This is a genomic window from Pseudomonas azerbaijanorientalis (assembly GCF_019139795.1).
Lineage (GTDB): Bacteria > Pseudomonadota > Gammaproteobacteria > Pseudomonadales > Pseudomonadaceae > Aquipseudomonas > Aquipseudomonas laurylsulfatiphila.
In genome coordinates this window covers 4446056-4464024 of record NZ_CP077078.1, presented here as the reverse complement: position 1 = coordinate 4464024, position 17969 = coordinate 4446056, and the positions used below count along the sequence as shown (strand labels likewise).

Annotated in this window: 15 protein-coding genes; 12 read left to right on the top strand and 3 right to left on the bottom strand. The window is 60.5% G+C overall.

Features of this window, described 5'->3' with window-relative positions; genetic code table 11:
- Positions 1-65: 65 nt before the first annotated feature.
- From KSS91_RS19790 to KSS91_RS19760, 7 genes are all read left to right on the top strand, one after another.
- On the top strand, positions 66-548 hold the full coding sequence (locus KSS91_RS19790) for a sigma-70 family RNA polymerase sigma factor (RefSeq protein WP_302469571.1): 483 nt from the start codon (positions 66-68) through the stop codon (positions 546-548).
- A gap of 147 nt (positions 549-695) precedes the next feature.
- Positions 696-2033, top strand: coding sequence for a lysine N(6)-hydroxylase/L-ornithine N(5)-oxygenase family protein (locus KSS91_RS19785; protein WP_217835865.1), 1338 nt, complete (start codon positions 696-698; stop codon positions 2031-2033).
- A 570-nt stretch (positions 2034-2603) separates the two neighbouring features.
- A complete protein-coding gene (mgtA, locus tag KSS91_RS19780) occupies positions 2604-5318 on the top strand; it encodes a magnesium-translocating P-type ATPase (RefSeq protein WP_217835864.1) in 2715 nt (904 codons plus the stop codon).
- A 43-nt stretch (positions 5319-5361) separates the two neighbouring features.
- Positions 5362-6078, top strand: coding sequence for an MgtC/SapB family protein (locus KSS91_RS19775; protein ID WP_217835863.1), 717 nt, complete (start codon positions 5362-5364; stop codon positions 6076-6078).
- 127 nt (positions 6079-6205) lie between these two features.
- A complete protein-coding gene (locus KSS91_RS19770) occupies positions 6206-6607 on the top strand; it encodes an ANTAR domain-containing protein (RefSeq protein WP_217835862.1) in 402 nt (133 codons plus the stop codon).
- A 108-nt stretch (positions 6608-6715) separates the two neighbouring features.
- Complete coding sequence (locus KSS91_RS19765; RefSeq protein ID WP_217835861.1) at positions 6716-7342, top strand: response regulator transcription factor; 627 nt, start codon at positions 6716-6718, stop codon at positions 7340-7342.
- On the top strand, positions 7343-10582 hold the full coding sequence (locus KSS91_RS19760) for a transporter substrate-binding domain-containing protein (protein ID WP_217835860.1): 3240 nt from the start codon (positions 7343-7345) through the stop codon (positions 10580-10582).
- 3 nt (positions 10583-10585) lie between these two features.
- Here the strand turns inward: KSS91_RS19760 and dkgB are convergent, their stop codons facing one another.
- The 3 genes from dkgB to KSS91_RS19745 form a co-directional block, all read right to left on the bottom strand.
- Positions 10586-11389, bottom strand: a complete 804-nt coding sequence (dkgB, locus tag KSS91_RS19755) for a 2,5-didehydrogluconate reductase DkgB (protein WP_217835859.1) — start codon at positions 11387-11389, stop codon at positions 10586-10588.
- A gap of 234 nt (positions 11390-11623) precedes the next feature.
- Positions 11624-12163 (bottom strand): PaaI family thioesterase, encoded by a 540-nt coding sequence (locus KSS91_RS19750; RefSeq protein ID WP_015094180.1) that lies wholly within the window; start codon positions 12161-12163, stop codon positions 11624-11626.
- 121 nt (positions 12164-12284) lie between these two features.
- Positions 12285-13193 (bottom strand): LysR family transcriptional regulator, encoded by a 909-nt coding sequence (locus KSS91_RS19745; protein WP_041474809.1) that lies wholly within the window; start codon positions 13191-13193, stop codon positions 12285-12287.
- Positions 13194-13299: 106 nt separating this feature from the next.
- Between KSS91_RS19745 and KSS91_RS19740 the strand changes: the two genes are divergently transcribed.
- The 5 genes from KSS91_RS19740 to KSS91_RS19720 all read left to right on the top strand — a co-directional run bounded on the left by KSS91_RS19740 (position 13300) and on the right by KSS91_RS19720 (position 17959).
- Entirely contained in the window at positions 13300-14166 is an 867-nt protein-coding gene (locus KSS91_RS19740) for a pirin family protein (protein WP_217835858.1), read from the top strand.
- 93 nt (positions 14167-14259) lie between these two features.
- Complete coding sequence (locus KSS91_RS19735; protein ID WP_217835857.1) at positions 14260-14943, top strand: isochorismatase family protein; 684 nt, start codon at positions 14260-14262, stop codon at positions 14941-14943.
- 56 nt (positions 14944-14999) lie between these two features.
- Entirely contained in the window at positions 15000-15626 is a 627-nt protein-coding gene (gene ycaC / locus KSS91_RS19730; protein ID WP_007977984.1) for an isochorismate family cysteine hydrolase YcaC, read from the top strand.
- A gap of 214 nt (positions 15627-15840) precedes the next feature.
- Positions 15841-17283: a mechanosensitive ion channel domain-containing protein gene (locus KSS91_RS19725; RefSeq protein ID WP_217835856.1), complete on the top strand. Its 1443-nt coding sequence runs from the start codon at positions 15841-15843 to the stop codon at positions 17281-17283.
- Positions 17284-17518: 235 nt separating this feature from the next.
- Positions 17519-17959 carry a carboxymuconolactone decarboxylase family protein gene (locus KSS91_RS19720; protein WP_126050209.1) on the top strand — a complete coding sequence of 147 codons (441 nt, stop codon included), beginning with the start codon at positions 17519-17521 and terminating at the stop codon, positions 17957-17959.
- The last annotated feature ends 10 nt before the right edge of the window (positions 17960-17969 follow it).

Genomic DNA, 17969 nt, shown 5'->3' with positions numbered 1-17969 from the left:
GCGTGTTCCAGCAGTCGCCGAAACGGCTCAAGGACAGCAACCGCACCCCCGTGCGGACGGGAGTCATGTTGGAGAACTACTATCGCGAGCTGGTGTGTTTCCTGAACGCCAGGCTGGGCAACCGTCAGGTGGCCGAAGATGTGGTGCATGACGCTTACCTGCGGGTCCTGGAGCGTTCCAGCGATACACCGATCGAGCAGCCCCGGGCATTCCTTTATCGCACCGCTCTCAACCTGGTCGTCGATGACCATCGGCGCAACGCCTTGCGTCGCACCGAGCCGCTGGACGTACTCGACAGCGAAGAAAGCTGCTTCATACCTTCACCGCACAAGGTCCTCGATCACGGCCAGCGTCTGGAAATGCTCCAGCGTGCCCTGGCGGAACTGCCACGGCTGTGCCGCGAGAGTTTTCTGCTGCGCAAGATCGATGGCCTGTCCCATCTGGAAATCGCCGGGCAACTGGGCATTTCCCGTGCGCTGGTGGAAAAGCACATCGTCAATGCCATGAAGCATTGCCGTACGCGGATGCGCCAGTGGGAAGGCCACTGATCCTCCGGGATTCATCAAGCCCGGTTAAATTTTGTTCCATTGTCCTCGTTCCTACTCAACAGACGACCTGTTGCCCTGCCCAAGGCCGGTCAGGTCACTTAGGTTCAATGCCCCGCTGTTGCGGGGAACATCCAGAGGACACTGGAAATGACACAGGCAATTGCATCGCCCCTCGTTCACGACCTGATCGGCGTCGGTTTCGGCCCGTCGAACCTGGCACTGGCCATCGCGCTGCAAGAGCGCGGGGCGAGCCAGGGCAACCTGGATGTGCTGTTTCTCGACAAGCAGGCCGACTATCGCTGGCACGGCAACACCCTGGTGACCCAGAGCGAGTTGCAGATTTCCTTCCTCAAGGACCTGGTGACCCTGCGCAACCCGACCAGCCCTTATTCGTTCGTCAATTACCTCAAGGCCCACGGGCGCCTGGTGGACTTCATCAACCTGGGCACCTTCTATCCGTGCCGCATGGAGTACAACGACTACCTGCGCTGGGTTGCAGGGCAGTTCTCGGCGCAAAGCCGTTACGGCGAAGAAGTGCTGACCATCGAGCCGGTGCTGCACAACCATCAGGTCGAGGCATTGCGGGTGATTTCCCGCGATGCGAGCGGCCATCAACAGGTGCGCACCACCCGTTCGGTGGTGGTCAGCGCCGGTGGCACGCCGCGTATTCCCGAAGTGTTCAAGGCGCTCAAGGATGACGGCCGGGTGTTCCACCATTCCCAGTACCTGGCGCAGATGGCCAGGCAGCCGTGCGTGAACAACCAGCCGATGAGCATTGCGATCATCGGTGGCGGGCAGAGCGCCGCCGAGGCCTTCATCGATTTGAACGACAGCTTCCCGTCGGTGCAGGTGGACATGATCCTGCGCGGCTCGGCACTCAAGCCGGCCGACGACAGCCCCTTCGTCAACGAAGTGTTCTCGCCGGAGTTCACCGACCTGGTGTTCCAGCAGCCCGACAGCGAACGCGAGCGCCTGGTCAACGAGTACCACAACACCAACTATTCGGTGGTGGACATCGATCTGATCGAGCGCATCTACGGCATCTTCTACCGGCAGAAGGTCTCGGGCGTCGCCCGTCATGCGTTCCATACCCTGACCACGATCGAAAAGGCCACCGCCAACGAACGCGGCGTCGAACTGGTGCTGCGCAACAACGCCACCGGTGAAGTCTCGGTGCGTCACTACGATGCCGTGGTGCTGGCCACCGGTTACGAGCGGCAGATGCACCGCAAGCTGCTGGCGCCGCTGGAAGAGTACCTGGGCGATTTCGAGGTCGATCGCAACTACAAACTGATCACTGATGAACGCTGCAAGGCCGGCCTTTACATGCAGGGCTTCTGCCAGGCCAGCCACGGGCTGAGCGACACCTTGCTGTCGATCCTGCCGATCCGTGCCGATGAGATTGCCGGCTCTTTGTATGAGCACGGCAAGCATCGCGGGCATGGGCGGTCGGTGGTGGATCTGTTGTTGGCCACGGCCAGCTGAGTTCTGCGGCGACTGACAGGCCGCCTTCGCGAGCAGGCTCGCTCCCACATTTTGCCCTGTGTTCGCAGATCAATTGTGGGAGCGAGCCTGCTCGCGAAGGGGCCAGAAAGAACACCGCAAACATTGATTCCTGAACCCTTCCTGAAGAACTCCGAGATTGCCCCTGCAAGACTATGTAACGGGTTTACTCCCCAAACATCGGGGCGTAAGCTTCGCGCGTTTTCATCCATTACGGAGACCCACAGTGGGTACTTGTTCGAGTGACAGTTGTCGGCCGGTCTCGGTAACCGGCATTTTCTCGGCAAGATAACGCGCAGTCTCCTGTGCCGTTGTCTCGCCGACAAGCGAGCAGCGGCATCCTGATCATGGCCAATCCCGGCCGTGTCCCGACGTCCCTCTCATCGACACTGAACAGTGCGTGGTTTCGACTTTTTGTCGTGGCCGCCGCTCTATCGACACGCCTGTCATTCGTGACCGGCGCGCCAGGCCTTGCTTTGCCGGTTGTTCCGGCGGCAAAGGCGTGGACCTGCCTGCTCGACGGTTTCCCGGCTGACCAAAGGGGCACCAGCCATGAAACTTATCCTCAAGGAATTCTTCGCAGGCTTCCTGCGCAACCGCCACATCGCCCGGCACTTCCGTCGCCTGGCGTTGCTGGAAACCTTCACCGACACCACGGTCAGCCGTGAAGTCCCGCCCACCCTGGCGCAAACCCTGGTCAACGCTGCCGGCAGCGAAACTGGCCAGTTGCTCGACACACTCGGCTCTCACACCGATGGCTTGAGCGAGCCTGAAGCCGATGCCCTGCGCGAGCAGTTCGGCCTTAATGAAATCGAGCACGAACAACCGCTGCCCTGGTGGACACACCTGTGGCACTGCTACAAGAATCCGTTCAACCTGCTGCTGACACTGTTGGCGGTCATCTCCTGGCTGACTGAAGACATGAAAGCCGCCATCGTGATTTTCTCCATGGTGGTGCTCTCGACCTTGCTGCGTTTCTGGCAGGAAACCAAATCCAATCAGGCCGCCGATGCCCTCAAGGCCATGGTCAGCAACACGGCCACAGTGATGCGCCGGGACCTTGAGAACCACAGCGCACAGCGCATCGAACTGCCAATCAAACAACTGGTGCCGGGCGACCTGATCGTGCTGTCTGCCGGGGACATGATTCCCGCCGATTGCCGGGTGCTCAGCGCCAAGGACCTGTTCGTCAGCCAGGCGGCCATGACCGGCGAATCGATGCCGGTGGAAAAATTTCCCCGGCAGCAGGACCGCGACACGCAGAATCCGCTGGACCTGGACAACATCCTGTTCATGGGCACCAACGTGGTGTCCGGCACGGCCATGGCGGTGATCCTCACCACCGGCAACAGCACCTATTTCGGCGCCCTGGCCCAGCGGGTCGGGGCGACGGATCGCACGCCGACTTCGTTCCAGACCGGCATCAACAAAGTCAGCTGGCTGTTGATTCGCTTCATGTTCGTGATGGCGCCGCTGGTGTTGTTCATCAACGGTTTCACCAAGGGCGACTGGACCGAAGCGCTGCTGTTCGCACTGTCGATTGCCGTGGGCCTGACTCCGGAAATGCTGCCGATGATCGTCACCTCGACCCTGGCCAAGGGCGCGGTGTTCCTGTCGCGCAAGAAAGTCATCGTCAAACGCCTCGACGCGATCCAGAACTTCGGCGCCATGGACGTGCTGTGCACCGACAAGACCGGCACCCTGACCCAGGACAAGATCTTCCTGGCGCGCAACGTCGACGTCTGGGGCAACGACTCGGATGATGTGCTGGAAATGGCCTACCTCAACAGCTACTACCAGACCGGCCTGAAAAATCTGCTGGATGTGGCGGTGCTCGAGCACGTCGAAATCCATCGTGAGCTGAAAGTCGGCACGGCGTTTCGCAAGGTCGACGAGATTCCGTTCGACTTCACTCGCCGGCGCATGTCGGTGGTGGTCGCCGAGCGCGATCAACCGCACCTGCTGATCTGCAAGGGGGCGGTGGAGGAAGTGTTGGCGGTCTGCTCGCGGGTGCGCCACGGTGAAGTCGATGAAGCCTTGAGCGAAGAACTGCTGGCGCGCATCCGTCAGGTCACGGCCACCTTCAACGCCGAGGGCCTGCGAGTGGTGGCGGTAGCGGCACGGCCGATGATTGAAGGCCGCGACACCTACAGCCTGGCCGATGAACAGGCCCTGACGCTGATCGGTTACGTAGCCTTTCTCGATCCGCCGAAAGTAAGCACCGCGCCGGCCCTCAAGGCGCTGGCGGCCCATGGCGTGGCGGTGAAAGTGCTGACCGGCGACAACGAACTGGTGACGGCGAAGATCTGCCGCGAAGTCGGCCTGGAGCAGCAGGGGCTGCTGATGGGCAACGACATCGAGCGCATGAGCGACGCCGAGCTGGCGAAAGCCGTGGAGACCACCAACGTCTTCGCCAAACTGACGCCGTCGCACAAGGAGCGCATTGTCCGGCTGCTCAAGGGTAACGGCCATGTGGTCGGTTTCATGGGCGACGGCATCAACGACGCCCCGGCCCTGCGCACGGCCGACATCGGCATTTCCGTGGACAGTGCCGTGGACATCGCCAAGGAGGCAGCCGACATCATCCTGCTGGAAAAGAGCCTGATGGTGCTGGAGGAGGGCGTGCTGGAAGGGCGCCGGACCTTCGCCAACATGCTCAAGTACATCAAGATGACCGCCAGTTCGAACTTCGGCAACGTGTTCTCGGTGCTGGTGGCCAGTGCGTTCATCCCCTTTCTGCCGATGCTGCCGATGCACCTGCTGGTGCAGAACCTGCTCTACGACATTTCGCAGATCGCCATTCCATTCGATAACGTCGATGACGAGATGCTCAAGCAACCGCAGCGCTGGCAGCCGGCGGATGTCGGGCGTTTCATGCTGTTTTTCGGGCCGATCAGTTCGATCTTCGACATCACCACGTTCGCCTTGATGTGGTACGTGTTCGATGCCAACACCCCGGATCACCAGACCCTGTTCCAGTCCGGCTGGTTCGTGGTCGGGCTGCTGACCCAGACACTGATCGTGCACATGATCCGCACGCCGAAGATCCCGTTCCTGCAAAGCCGCGCGGCCATGCCGTTGCTGGTGATGACCGGATTGATCATGGCCGTGGGGATTTTCCTGCCGATGGGCCCGCTGGCGCACTACTTCAAGCTGCAGGCATTGCCGTCGCTGTACTTCGTGTTCCTGCCGGTGATCCTGCTGGCGTACATGGCGCTGACCCAGGCGGTGAAGGGGTTCTACATCCGCCGGTTTGGCTGGCAATAAGCCCGCTCCCACAGGGGATCGTGTATTTTTCAAGGATTTCATCATGCAAGCCATCAACAACCTCAACCTGACCTCTCTGCTCGACACCCTGGTCAGCCTCAGCGCGGCCTTCATCCTCGGTGGCCTGATCGGATTCGAGCGCCAGTACCGGCAGCGCACCGCCGGCCTGCGCACCAACGTGCTGGTGGCGGTGGGCGCAGCGATTTTCGTCGACATGGCCAACCGGCTTGCCGGTGCCGATGGCGCCGTGCGGGTCGTGGCGTATGTGGTTTCCGGCATCGGTTTTCTCGGTGCCGGGGTGATCATGCGTGAAGAGGGCAATGTGCGCGGCCTCAATACGGCCGCCACCCTCTGGACCTCGGCGGCGGTCGGTGCCTGCGCCGGTGCCGACCTGCTGGCCGAGGCCTTGCTCGGCACGCTGTTCGTGCTGGCGGCCAACACCTTGCTGCGGCCGATCGTCAACAACATCAACCGTCAGCCGCTGGACGTGATTTCGGCGGAAGTCACCAACATCGTCTATGTCATCGCCCGGCGTACGCAGCAAAAAACCGTGCTGGCCTTGCTCGAAGCCGAGCTGGAGCGCAGCAACTATCCGGCCAGCGATGTCGATGTGCATGCCTTCGGCACGGATGAAATTGAAATCGAAGCCACTCTGGCGACCACCTCGGTCGATGGTGATGAACTGGATGCGCTGGTGGCCCGGATTTCGACCTCGACCCTGGTGGTGCAGGCGTTCTGGAGTCCTAGTACTACGGAGTGAAGGCCAAGGTTTCCCTGGCAAACGTCAGACTAACCGACATTCATTTAGGAATATTCCTACATAAACCTGGGAGGGGCTGCCGTAGGCTTTGCGACCTCTTGAAACCGACATCCATTTGGAGGTCACCTTGCCGGATAAATCCTTGCGCATCCTGATCGCCGATGCGCAGCACTTCAATCGCCTGCGGATCGAGCGGCTGTTCAACCAGCTCGGCTACTTTCGGGTGGCGCCGGTGCACAGCCTCGACGAGCTCCTTCCACTGGTGGAGTACGCTGGCGAGCCCCTGGACCTGGTGCTCGTCAATGGGGCGATGGCCAGTGAAGGGCTGGACCTGTTCAGTTTCCTGGCTGACAACCCACAGGTTCATCACGGGTTTATCTTCAATGAACAGCAGGCGCCGGCGCCGCCTGTCTCGGGCAAAGTCCAGGTCAGCCAGGCCGTTCTGCCTGACCTGGCGTCGATTACGCAGTTGATGAGCACCGTCGATCGTCGCCTGCCGTTCGTCGGAACTGTCATTTCTGTCAGGTAGTTCTTTCCAGCCTTCCATGCAATTGTCTTTGCGCAGCGTTGTGCCCAACCGCTGCGGTGCCTGGAGGGCATTTTTTGCCCGATCGTGTTGTTTTGCACGGGAGTTGTCATGAAGTCAGCACTGATTGTGGAAGATCATCCGGTGGTTCGCTCCATGATCAAACTCATACTCAAGGGTGAAGGGTTCAAGCAGATTTACGAGGCCTCTCGTGGCGACGAGGTCCTGTCGTTGATCCGGGAGCATCAACCGGATGTCGTGCTGCTTGATCTGGGTCTTCCCGGGGTGGCGGGGCTTGAGGTGATGGATCGCATAAAGGCTGAAAACACCCGATGTCGTGTGGTGGTGTTTACCTCGCTGGAGGCGCAGTTCTATCAGGACCGCTGCATGCGTGCCGGGGCTGTTGCCTATGTTTCCAAGAGCAAGGACCTGGATGACTTGAAGGCGGCGGTGAATTCGGTGATGGCCGGCTACACCTATTTCGCCCAGACCCCCTCGAGCTCCGTGGCGATGGGACAGTTGCAACGCAGTGAAAAGCAGTTGATCGACAAACTCTCCAATCGTGAACTGACCATTCTGCAGTACCTGGCCCGGGGCTCGAAAAACCTGGAGATCGCCGAGATCATGCACCTGAGCTACAAGACCGTCAGTACCTACAAGACCCGGCTCATCCTCAAGCTCAACATGAGCTCGTCGGTGCACTTGAGGGATTTCGCCCTGCGCAATCATCTGATCTGAATGAACGTTTTCCGACGACTGACTGGTTGGTTGCTGACGGGCCTTCTTCTCTGGGCATCGACTGTCTGTGCGCAACAGTCGTTGACCCTGTTGGGACGCTCGAGTGCCGAAGGCCTGAGCGTCAGGTTGTCGGACACCGAGTTACGCTGGCTGCAGCAAAAGGGCAAATTGGTGCTGGCTGTCTCGGGACCGGACTATCCCCCCTTCGAGTTCAATACGGCGGGCAAGGTGTTCGAAGGCGTGACAGCCGATTACGCCGGGTTGCTCGAACAATTGTTGAACATCGACATAGAGGTGCACTGTTATCCGTCGCGAGCCGACGCGCTGCAGGCCATCAAGGAGGGGCGGGCAGACCTTCTGGGAACCGCCAATCGATATGAAGCCGAGGACCCACAGTTACAGATGTCCAGCGCCTACGCGGTCGATCAACCGGTGCTGGTCACCCGCACCGATTCCCCTCCGGTGCTTGACTCGACTCTGGCCGGCCAGCGGTTGGTGATGCTGTATCACTACTTGCCCGAATACAGCGTGCAACAGTTCTATTCCAAGGCGCAGGTCCAGCTGTTTCCCTCGACACTGGCGGCGATGGGTGCCGTGGCTTTCGGCCAGGCCGATGTCTATCTGGGCGATGCGATCAATGCCCACTACCTGATCAGCAGGAACTACCTGAACAACGTGCAACTGACCGACTTCTCGCCCATGGAGTCCGGGCGCTTTGCCTTCGCGATGACCCGCGACAACGTTTCGCTGTTGCGCATCGTCAACAAGGCTTTGGCGGCCATCACCCCCAATGAACAGATGAACATTCTGCGTCGCTGGGGGGGCAATGGCGTATCTATCCACGGCACCCGGTCATTGCAATTGAGTGTGGCGGAACAGCACTGGCTCGAACTCCACCCGCGGGTGAGGGTGGCAATCAACGACAATATTCCGCCGATTTCATTTATCGACAGCGAAGGCAAGTTTCGCGGTATCAGCGTCGATGTGCTGGCGAAAATCACTTCGCGCACCGGGCTGCAATTCGACATCCAGAGCATGAAATCAGTGACTGATATGGTGTCCGGTATCACCAGTGGGCAGGTCGATGTGCTGGCCGGTATCGGCCTCAGTTCCCAGCGTGAGGATGAACTGCTGTTCACCCGGGCGTTTCTGAGCAGCCCTTCGGTGCTGGTGACCCGAGCGACCGGGGACAGCCCCAGGACGCTGGAAGACATGGCGGGAAAAGCCCTGGCACTGACCCAGGGCAACATTGCCGGCGAGTACCTTCGCCAGCATCACCCGCAGATCCAGCTGGTGGATGCACCACTGTCGACGGACGCCATGAAAATGGTCGCCCAGGGCAAGGTCCACGGCGGCATCAACTCCTTGATCAGCGCCCGTTACCTGATTTCCCGGCAGTATCGCGATCGCCTGCAGGTAACCAGCACCGTGGGTGCCAATCCTGTCCGAAGCACTCTGGCAACCAGTCGCGAGGCTACCGAACTGCATTCGATTCTGGATAAGGCGCTGTTAAGCATTCCTCCCGAAGAAATAGACGAGCTGACTCAACCCTGGCGCTATGACTCGGTGGTCGAGCAGAGTTACTGGCTGCGACACCGACAGGCGATCTTGCAGGCGTTTGCGCTGGCGGGTGTCTTGCTGTTGCTCGCGTTGGCCGGGATCGTCTGGCAGCGGCGGCAGATTCGCCAGCGTCAGCAATTGCTCGGGCAATTGCAGGAAGCCAAGGACGCGGCGGACGACGCCAACCGGGCCAAGACCACGTTCCTGGCCACCATGAGCCATGAGATCCGCACGCCGATGAACGCCTTGATCGGCATGCTCGAACTGGCGCTGAAACGGGCCGATGAAGGGGTGACCGACCGCGACGCCATTGAGGTCGCGTCAAATGCCGGGCAGCAATTGCTGGATTTGATCGGCGACATTCTGGACGTCGCCCGGATCGAATCGGGGCATTTGTCGTTGGCGCCGGAGCGGGTCAACCTGCATGCGCTGGTGACATCGGTCTGCCGGGTTTTCGAAGGGCTGGCGATTCAGAAGAATCTGCAATGGCGGGTCGAGCTCGCCGAACACAGTGACCTCGATGTGATGCTCGATCCCGTGCGCTTCAAACAAGTGCTGTCCAATCTGCTGAGCAACGCCATCAAGTTCACCCGTGCAGGCCAGGTGAGCCTGACACTGCGAGTGCGGCCGCAAGCTCCGGCGCATCTCGCCGTCAGCGTACGGATCGAGGACAGCGGCATCGGTATCAACGCTTTCGACCAGCAACGCCTGTTCAGCCCGTTCGTGCAGGCCGATAACAATCAGCAGACCGCCCGGCAAGGGTCCGGCCTGGGCCTGGTGATCAGTCGTACCTTGTGCGAAATGATGGGCGGGCAGTTGCATCTCGATAGTGAGCCTGGGCGCGGCACGCGGGTGGACATCAGCCTGATGCTGCCCGCCCTGCAAGCGTTGCCCGCGGGGGGGATGCCCCAGGACTCGGCGCAGCTCACGACCCGGGCGTTGTCGATCCTGGTGGTTGACGATTACCCGGCCAATCGCCTGCTGCTCTCGCGGCAGTTGAGCTATCTGGGTCACAGTGTGGTATTGGCGGAGGATGGGGCGCAGGGGCTTGAACAGTGGCGCGGACAGAGTTTCGAACAGAGTTTCGAACTGGTCATTACCGACTGCAACATGCCGGTGCTCAGCGGTTACGAATTGGCGGGCGCAATACGTGAGCACGAGCGGCTGCAAGGGCTGTCGCCGACGCTGATTCTGGGCTTTACCGCCAATGCGCAGGCCGAGGAGAAAACCCGCTGTCAGGCGGCGGGCATGGACGATTGCCTGTTCAAACCCATTCGCCTGGTGGATTTGCAGGCGTGGCTGGCGCAGCGCTTTTCCAGCGCCCCTCCGGCGGCAAATGACGACCCAGGCTTGGCCGAGTTCGACTTGAGCGGGCTGGAGCGCTATGCGGATACGGACCCTGAGCTGATCGATCAACTGCTGCACGATCTGGCGCTGACCAACCGTGAGGACCGCGTGCATTTGCTGGCCTTGCACGCCAGCGACAACCGCCCGGGTTTGCAGACGCTGGCACACCGGATCAAGGGCGGGGCGCTGATGGTGCAAGCGCTTGGCCTGGTCGAGTGTTGCGAACAACTGGAGCGGGCGTGCAATGACGGCCGCGCGGCACTGATCGACGACGCCGTCGACCAGTTGCAGCATGCCATGGCCCGCCTGGACCTGCGTCTCGAGCAGGATTGAGGCTCAATCCCAGTTCGGTGCGATGCCTTTGGGGCTGGTCAATCGGTGGCCGCGATCCAGTGTTGCGATCAAGGCCATGTCGGCCTCGCTCAAGGTCAGTTCGCGAGCCTTCAAGTTGCTTTCGAGGTTGGCCCGGCGAGTGGACGACGGGATCACCGAGTAACCCGATTGCATGGCCCACGCCAGGGTGACCTGAGCCGGCGTCGCTTGCAGGCGTTCAGCGATCAACTGGATGAGCGGGTCCTTGAGGACTTCACCGTAAGCCAGAGTCATGTAGGACGTGATGCCAATGCCCTGGCTCTGCGCGAACGCGACGACCTTGCGGTTTTGCAGGTACGGGTGCAGTTCGATCTGGTTCGTGGCGATGTGCTCGGCGCCGATGGCCGCAATCGCCTGTTTCATCAGGTCGATGGTGAAGTTGGACACGCCGATCTGCCGGGTCAGGCCCATACGTTTGGCTTCGAGCAGGGCGCCCATGAACTCTGCGACAGGCACTTGATCGTCCGGCGAAGGCCAATGGATCAGGGTCAGGTCCAGGTAATCGGTCTGCAGTTTGCCCAGGCTTTCCTTCAGGCTGTCGATCAGTCGATCACCGGCCAGGTTGGCGACCCAGATCTTGCTGGTGATGAACAGGTCTTCCCGGGCGATGCCGCTGGCAGCGATAGCCTCGCCGACCTCGGCTTCGTTCTCGTAGATTTGTGCGGTATCGATCACCCGGTAACCGAGCGCCAGGGCGGTGCTCACCGAATCGATGAGCACCTGGCCTTGCAGGCGAAACGTACCCAGGCCGAAGGCGGGAATGGACATTGATGACTCCAGAGGTTGCAGTGGGAATGGGCGGCAGTATCTGCGCCTGCATCCGTGAGAAAAACCGCTGGATTGGCAAAGCAATGTTTACTGGAAATCAAGAATCATCGGCAGTCTGGTGGGGTGATGGTGTCTGATCCGACGCCTTCGCGAGCAAGCCCGCTCCCACATTTGCAATGCATTCCCCATGTGGGAGCGGGCTTGCTCGCGAAGGTAGCGACTCGGTCTGAAGCCTTACCCCCGAGGTTCAAGAATCATGCAAGTGGTGGTCCCCGTCGCATACAACCGCCCATCCACATCATAAATCCGCCCCTCGGCCAGCGCTGTCGAGCGACCCAAGTGCACAATCTTGCCCTCGGCACGCACCGGTCCACTGGCGTTGTTCAACGCGCGGACGTAGCTGATGCGCAGATCCAGCGTGGTGTAACCCTGGCCTTTTTTCAGTTGTGTATGGACCGCGCAACCCATGCATGAATCAAGCAAGGTTGCGGCATAACCGCCGTGGACGGTGCCCAGCGGGTTGTAGTGCCGGGCATCCGGCGTGCCCTGGAAGATGAACAGTCCGGTCGACCATTGGATGGGGATGAAATCCATCAGCGTGCCAATCGGCGGGGAGGGCAATTCGCCGTTGCCAATGCCTTCGAAAAACTCGGCGGGGGACAACGCGCTGACCTCGGCCATGGACAGACTGCCGGGCCCGGCAAGGCGGGCGCGCATGGCTTGTTCCTGGGCGATCCATTGGGCGAGGGTGGCGTCGCGGTTAGGGCTTTGCATGACGGAGTCCTCGGTGGGGTAAATATTATGGGTGTAATCAAATTTAATATTATGCCCGAAATAAAATATCCGCTACCCCCCAATCAACTTGCCGCTTTCAGCTCAAAGCTTGCCGCTGCCTTCAAGCAATATCACTGCGACTGAATTCTTCCCCGAGAAAATCGATCAAGGTGCGCACCGACGGCAGTAACCCCCGACGCGAGGGGAATATCGCATGGATCACACCGCTCTTCGGTGCCCAGCCCGGCACCAGTTCCACCAGTTGCCCGGCAGCGATTTCATCGCGCACCACCACGCTGGGCAGGTGCACGATGCCGATCCCGGCGACCGCCGCATGGCGCAAGGCCAACAGGTCATCGGTGACCATGCGCGGGGCATGCCGGATCATCGCCGTGCTGCCATCGGCGCCGAACAGTTCCCACTGATATTCGCGCTGCGCCGCGCCCCAGTGCAGGCTCGGCAGGCCGCTGAGGTCGGCCGGGGAGGCCGGTGTCGACAGGCGCGATAAAAAGGCCGGGCTGCCGACCACGCTCTGGGTGCTGTTGCCCAGCACCTTCATCACCATGTCGGTGTTTTCCAGCGGTGGAAAGCGTACCCGCAGGGCAATGTCGAAGCCTTCGTGAATCAGATCGACCCGGCGGTTGGTGCTCTCGATGAACACTTGCACCAACGGATACTTGAGCATGTAGCGGGTCAGCATTGGCCCGACCCAAGTGTTGAGCAGCGCCGTCGGGCAACTGATACGCACCATGCCCTGAGGCTCGGAGCGGTTGCGCTCGATCAGTTCGGCGGCGCTTTCCGCCTCCACCCGCATGGCCAGGCAGCGCTGGTAATACGCCTGGCCGATTTCCGTCAATGAGCAATGCCGGCTGGTGCGGTGCAGCAGGCGCACGCCGAGACGTTCTTCAAGCTCGGCAATGCGTCGGCTGAGCTTCGACTTGGGCATGTCCAGTGCCCGGCCGGCCGCAGCGAAACCGTGATGCTCCACCACTTGGGTGAAGTAGTAGAGGGTGTTGAGGTCTTCCACCATCGTTCTCCAGATAGAACGCTAAAGCTGATTTTTGCAGTCTAGCGCAGCAAAGGTCACGGTTTTAAGCTTTGTCCATGGCTTCACCACCCCTTCACCAGGAGACACCATGAAAAACATCATCGGTATCTACACCAGCCCACGGACCCATTGGGTTGGCGACGGTTTTCCGGTTCGCACGCTGTTTTCCTACGACAACCTGGGCAAACACATCAGCCCGTTCCTGTTGCTCGATCACGCCGGCCCCGCTGAATTCACCCCGACCACCGAACGACGTGGCGTTGGTCAGCATCCTCATCGTGGTTTTGAAACCGTGACTATCGTTTACAAGGGCGAACTGGAGCACCGGGATTCCACCGGCAGTGGCGGCAAGATCGGCCCTGGCGATGTGCAATGGATGACCGCTGCCTCGGGGATCCTGCATGAAGAGTTTCACTCCGAAGGATTCGCCAAAAGCGGCGGCACCCTGGAGATGGTGCAACTGTGGGTCAACCTGCCGGCCAGGGACAAAATGGCCGACCCCGGCTACCAGACGATTCTCGATGCTGACATCCCGAGCATCGCCTTGAAGGACAGCGCCGGCAGCCTGCGCCTGATCGCCGGTGAGTTCGACGGCCACAAGGGCCCGGCACGCACCTTTACCCCGGTCGAGCTGTGGGACATTCGTTTGAATGCCGGCAAGTCGCTGACCCTGGACCTGTATGAAGGGCGCAACACCGCACTGGTGGTCTTGCGTGGCACGGTTCAGGTCAATGGCCTGGAACCGGTGCGCCAGGGGCAACTGGCCCTGTTCGATCGCAAGGGCGATCAGATGACCCTCCAAGCCAGCGAAGACGCGGTGGTGTTGTTGCTCAGCGGTGAGCCGATCGACGAGCCGATCGTCGGTCACGGGCCGTTCGTGATGAACACCGAGCAAGAAATCCACCAGGCCTTCGCCGACTTCCAGTCCGGACGCTTCGGCCGGATGCACGCTTAATTCGCAGCGCTTCAACACCCGACTCTACACAGGATGAGTAGGCCGGTTTTCAGGCCAGGGATGGCTGTTGCCCAAAAGAAAGAGGAAACGCACATGAGTACTGTCTACGCGGCCAACTTCAACGGCCAGAAACCGACCATCGATCCCAGCGACAGCGCGATGCTGTTGATCGATCACCAGAGCGGACTGTTCCAGATCGTCAAGGACATGGACGTGCCCCAACTGCGCGCCAACGCCATTGCCCTGGCCAAGGCTGCGACCCTGCTGAAGATGCCGGTGATCACCACGGCTTCCGTTCCCCAGGGGCCGAACGGGCCGCTGATTCCCGAGATTCACGAGGCCGCACCCCATGCGCAGTACGTGGCGCGCAAAGGCGAAATCAATGCCTGGGACAACCCGGAGTTTCATGCGGCGGTCAAAGCCACCGGCAAGAAAACCCTGGTGATCGCCGGCACCCTGACCAGCGTGTGCCTGGCGTTCCCGTCCATCGCCGCCGTGCATGAAGGCTACAAGGTATTTGCGGTGGTCGACGCCTCCGGCAACCACTCGAAACTGGCCACTGATCTGACCGTTGCCCGTCTGGCCCAGGCCGGGGTGGTGCCGATCGACATCATGGCGACGCTCTCCGAGCTGCAAGGCTCGTGGAACCGCCCCGATGCCGAACAGTGGGCCGCTGTCTACGCCCAGGCCATGCCGCATTATCAATTGCTGATCGAGAGCTACCTCAAGGCCCAGCAAGTGGCGAACGAACACGAGGCGCTGGACTCCCAGCGCTAACCGGCTGCCCCACGCCGATCTCCAATCGGCATCGATAACCTGCGAGGATTACTGCAATGACCACTTCCTACAAGCGTCTGGACAAGGACAACGCCGCCGTTCTGCTGGTGGATCATCAGACCGGCCTGCTGTCACTGGTCCGCGACATCGATCCTGATCGCTTCAAGAACAATGTGTTGGCCCTGGCCGACCTGGCCAAGTACTTCAAGCTGCCGACCATCCTCACCACCAGTTTCGAAACCGGCCCCAACGGCCCGCTGGTGCCGGAGCTCAAGGCACAGTTCCCGGACGCGCCGTACATCGCTCGGCCTGGCCAGATCAACGCCTGGGACAACGAAGACTTCGTCAAGGCGATCAAGGCCACCGGCAAGAAACAACTGATCATCGCCGGCGTAGTGACCGAAGTCTGTGTGGCGTTCCCGGCACTGTCGGCGCTGGCCGAAGGCTTTGATGTGTTCGTGGTCACCGACGCGTCCGGCACCTTCAACGAACTGACCCGCGAATCGGCATGGAGCCGCATGACCGCCCAGGGGGCGCAATTGATGACCTGGTTCGGCCTGGCCTGTGAACTGCACCGCGACTGGCGCAACGATATCGAAGGGTTGGGCACGCTGTTCTCCAACCATATTCCGGACTACCGCAACCTGATGACCAGCTACAGCACGCTGACCAACAGCAAATAACTTCGGCATCACGCATCCCCCCTGTGGGAGCGGGCTTGCTCGCGAAAGCGGTGTGTCAAACAACATATATGTTGCCTGACACACTGAATTCGCGAGCAAGCCCGCTCCCACATTTGTTTTTGTGGCGTTTGCAGAATCCCGCCAAATCAATTGCTCCTACACTGGTGCCAATCCATGCGATCTTCGCGTCATTGGCCCTGGATGGAGTTGCTTGATGCTGTCATTGCTCACTGAACACCCATTGATCTGCGCCATGGCGCTGATCCTGATCGATCTCGGGTTGTGGTACTTGCTCAGTGCCGCTGGCAGTGCCTGGCGGCTGCTGGTGCGGGTGGTGATTTTTTCGTTGTTCAGCCTCCTGTTGTTCAACGAAGGCCTGAACCCGATGGAACCGCCGCCCTGGGCCGATAACGTGCCGCTGCACCTGGCCGCCACCGGCTTGCAGATCGGCTGGTGGTTGTTCGGCGCGCGGACCCTGACCGTGCTGATCGGCGCGGTGATGATGCAACGGGTGGGGCATACCGGGCGCTTGCTCCAGGATTTGCTCGGCGCGGTGATTTTCCTGATCGCGGTGATTGCGGCCCTGGCCTATGTGCTGGAACTGCCGGTCAAGGGTGTTCTGGCCACCTCCGGTGCGTTGGCGATCATCGTCGGCCTGGCGTTGCAAAGTACCCTCAGCGACGTGTTCTCCGGGATCGTCCTCAACACCACCAAGCCCTATCAACTCGATGACTACATCTCCATCGACGGCATGGAGGGCAAGGTGACCGACATCGACTGGCGCGCCACCCGCCTGCAGACCTCCCAGGGCTGCATGGCAGTGATTCCGAACTCGTTGGCGGCCAAAGCCAAGATCATCAATTTCAGCAGGCCGAACGACATGTTCGGTATCTCCGTCTCACTGGAAGTGAGCCCCCACGCGAGGCCGAACACGGTGATCGAAGCCTTGGAGCGGGCCATGCAAGGGTGCCGTGCGCTGCTGGAGACGCCGTCGCCCAGCGTCGGCCTGAAAAATGCCAGCAACACTGGTGTGGTCTATGAAATCAGCGGGTTTGTCGCATCGATGGACGAGAAACGCTCAGTGCGCAATCAGCTGTACGACCTGGCCTACCGGCACTTGCAGGCCTGCGGGGTCAATTTGTTGTCGAGCGTGGAGCCCAACCCGCCGATCAACTCGACACGCAAACGGGCGTTGCTGGACAGCTCGCCGATTTTCTCCACCCTGCGTCAGGAGGAGAAAGACACGTTCAGCCAGAACATGACCCTGCAAACCTTTCGCGCCGGGGAGGTGATCCTGGAAGCGGAGGAGGTCAGCGATCACTTGTTCATTATCGAATCCGGCGTGATCTCGGTGACCTTGATGCGCCACGGAACGCCATTCGAATCCGGACGCATGGGGCCGGGGGAGGTGATCGGCGAGGCGGGTATTCTCACCGACAGCGCGCTGCCTGCGCAGTTTACCGCCAAGACCTTCTGTGGCCTGTACCGCATCGAAAAGTCCTACCTCAAGCCGTGCCTGGATGCCCGTCACGACATCAACGATGCAATGAAAGCCTTGCTCGATTACCGGCTGCAAAAAGCGAAAACCCTGACTCAGGAGCTGCCGGTGGCGGTGGAGAAAAAAGGCTTTCTGCGGTGGTTGCGCAATCGGGTTTGAGCTCGGTGGTGAATGGCCGCTGCGCGGATCGCGAGCAAGCTCGCTCCCACATTTGAGTGCATTTCCCTGTGGGAGCGAGCTTGCTCGCGATGACGGCAGTGAATTCACCAAAAGTGAAGAGTGAAACCCATCACACCCGCGCCAATGGCCTCCTCGACTTCTGGAATATTGGCTATTTGTGTAGACCGGCCTGGGAACTAACGTAGCGACACACCCACTTGCCCTGGAGCACGCCATGCAACCCCGTATCGATTTCTACACTGCCAGCCCTGATGCCCTCAAGGCGATGATCGCCCTGGAAACAGCAGTGTCGAAGCTGCCGCTGGAAAAAAGCCTGATTGAACTGGTCAAGCTGCGCGCTTCGCAGATCAACGGCTGTGCCTTCTGCATCGACATGCACACCGCCGATGCGATCAAGGGTGGCGAAACCCCGCGTCGTCTGTTCGCCGTGACGGCCTGGCGCGAGGCGCCGTTTTTCACCGAGCGTGAACGCGCTGCGTTGCTGTGGACCGAATCCCTGACCCAGCTCAGCCTGACCCACGCCCCGGACGAAGACTACGAAGTGGTCAGCGCACAGTTCACGCCCAAGGAAATGGTCGACCTGACCGTCGCCATCAGCACCATCAACAGCTGGAACCGCCTGGCGGTCGGCTTCCGTAAAACGCCTCAGGCCTGACATTCAGGTC

What these genes read in the sequence shown, in the direction of transcription:
- KSS91_RS19725 (WP_217835856.1), top strand. Translation starts at nt 15,841, where the DNA reads ATGCTGTCATTGCTCACTGAACACCCATTGATCTGCGCCATGGCGCTG.
- KSS91_RS19775 (WP_217835863.1), top strand. Translation starts at nt 5,362, where the DNA reads ATGCAAGCCATCAACAACCTCAACCTGACCTCTCTGCTCGACACCCTG.
- ycaC (WP_007977984.1), top strand. Translation starts at nt 15,000, where the DNA reads ATGACCACTTCCTACAAGCGTCTGGACAAGGACAACGCCGCCGTTCTG.
- KSS91_RS19760 (WP_217835860.1), top strand. Translation starts at nt 7,343, where the DNA reads ATGAACGTTTTCCGACGACTGACTGGTTGGTTGCTGACGGGCCTTCTT.
- KSS91_RS19750 (WP_015094180.1), bottom strand. Translation starts at nt 12,163, where the DNA reads ATGCAAAGCCCTAACCGCGACGCCACCCTCGCCCAATGGATCGCCCAG.
- KSS91_RS19740 (WP_217835858.1), top strand. Translation starts at nt 13,300, where the DNA reads ATGAAAAACATCATCGGTATCTACACCAGCCCACGGACCCATTGGGTT.
- KSS91_RS19745 (WP_041474809.1), bottom strand. Translation starts at nt 13,193, where the DNA reads ATGGTGGAAGACCTCAACACCCTCTACTACTTCACCCAAGTGGTGGAG.
- KSS91_RS19735 (WP_217835857.1), top strand. Translation starts at nt 14,260, where the DNA reads ATGAGTACTGTCTACGCGGCCAACTTCAACGGCCAGAAACCGACCATC.
- mgtA (WP_217835864.1), top strand. Translation starts at nt 2,604, where the DNA reads ATGAAACTTATCCTCAAGGAATTCTTCGCAGGCTTCCTGCGCAACCGC.
- KSS91_RS19785 (WP_217835865.1), top strand. Translation starts at nt 696, where the DNA reads ATGACACAGGCAATTGCATCGCCCCTCGTTCACGACCTGATCGGCGTC.
- KSS91_RS19720 (WP_126050209.1), top strand. Translation starts at nt 17,519, where the DNA reads ATGCAACCCCGTATCGATTTCTACACTGCCAGCCCTGATGCCCTCAAG.
- dkgB (WP_217835859.1), bottom strand. Translation starts at nt 11,389, where the DNA reads ATGTCCATTCCCGCCTTCGGCCTGGGTACGTTTCGCCTGCAAGGCCAG.
- KSS91_RS19765 (WP_217835861.1), top strand. Translation starts at nt 6,716, where the DNA reads ATGAAGTCAGCACTGATTGTGGAAGATCATCCGGTGGTTCGCTCCATG.
- KSS91_RS19790 (WP_302469571.1), top strand. Translation starts at nt 66, where the DNA reads ATGTTGGAGAACTACTATCGCGAGCTGGTGTGTTTCCTGAACGCCAGG.